Source organism: Cellvibrio sp. OA-2007, assembly GCF_000953825.1.
In the GTDB taxonomy this organism is placed as follows: domain Bacteria; phylum Pseudomonadota; class Gammaproteobacteria; order Pseudomonadales; family Cellvibrionaceae; genus Cellvibrio.
Genome location: NZ_BBUL01000021.1, coordinates 1 through 1023, shown reverse-complemented (window position 1 = coordinate 1023; position 1023 = coordinate 1). Strand labels below are relative to the sequence as shown.

Here is a 1023-nt window from a genome sequence, read left to right as displayed (position 1 = left end):
GGCCACAATTGCGGCGATGCCCAGTGACATCAAACTCGCCATATCCATCGTGAGCATCCATGCATAAATCGGCTGAATAAAATCGCGCACTGAAAACTGGCTCATCACCAAGAGCGCAATCAATGTAACCGGCACAACCACAATAAATAGTTCCAGCCAACGACTTAGACGCCGAGGTTTTGGTAGCCCAGCCATCACCTTGGCACTGAAATTAGCATTATCCAGATAAGGGCTGGCGTTCTGCAGTTGCTGCCGTAAAAAATCATCGAAATTTGTATCGTTCATACCGCGACCTCGCTTGCACACTTTTTCACTGAGGTAGAGCATCCTGCCAGGATACCAAAAGAGTTTGCAGTTTTTGTTTGCCACGCGCTATGTGGGTTTTCACAGTACCGAGCGGAATACCCATAATGGTTGCCGCCTCTTCGTGGGAAAAGCCATCTTCATAGCATAGTCGAATCGCCATTTGCTGCCCTGCACTTAGGGTTTGCATCGCCGCTTCTACATCTTTTTGTGCATGATATTGTTTTACGCTGCACTGCTCTGCTTCGATCTCTTCGTTTTCATCGAGTTCACACCACTCGACTTTTTTCGCGCGCCAGCGGTTGGCGGCTATGTTGAAAGCAATGCGATACAGCCAGGTAGAGAACTTGGCTTCTGCACGAAACGCACCCAGCGCGGCATAGGCCTTCATAAAAGCTTCCTGCGCCAGATCGTCGGCGAGGTGGGTGTCGCCGTTGCACAGGCGTCTGGCCCAAATGCGCAACGGCGACTGGTAGCGCAAGACCAGCTGCGCAAACGCGTGCTGATCCTTGCGGTTAACCACCCGCGCAATCAATTCCTGATCAGACAGGGACATGCAGATTAGTCCTGCTGCCCAGCCTGTTCAGTCACTTTCGGCCGGTTCAGATACCAGATAAGCACTTGCGATGCACCCAGTGCAATCCAGATAAATCCGGCTGAACCTATATCGAACCCCACCATAATGGTGAGAAACACCAGCCAACCAGTGCCGAGAAAAAT

2 protein-coding genes are annotated in these 1023 nt (G+C 51.2%); both read right to left on the bottom strand.

Annotated elements, in window-relative coordinates; all coding sequences use genetic code 11:
* Positions 1 to 285 (bottom strand): hypothetical protein (locus AWU77_RS02045; protein WP_152625229.1); only part of this gene is annotated, 285 nt, incomplete at its 3' end.
* Between the two features lie 25 nt (positions 286 to 310).
* Entirely contained in the window at positions 311 to 859 is a 549-nt protein-coding gene (locus AWU77_RS02040) for an RNA polymerase sigma factor (protein WP_062058516.1), read from the bottom strand.
* Positions 860 to 1023 lie beyond the last annotated feature (164 nt).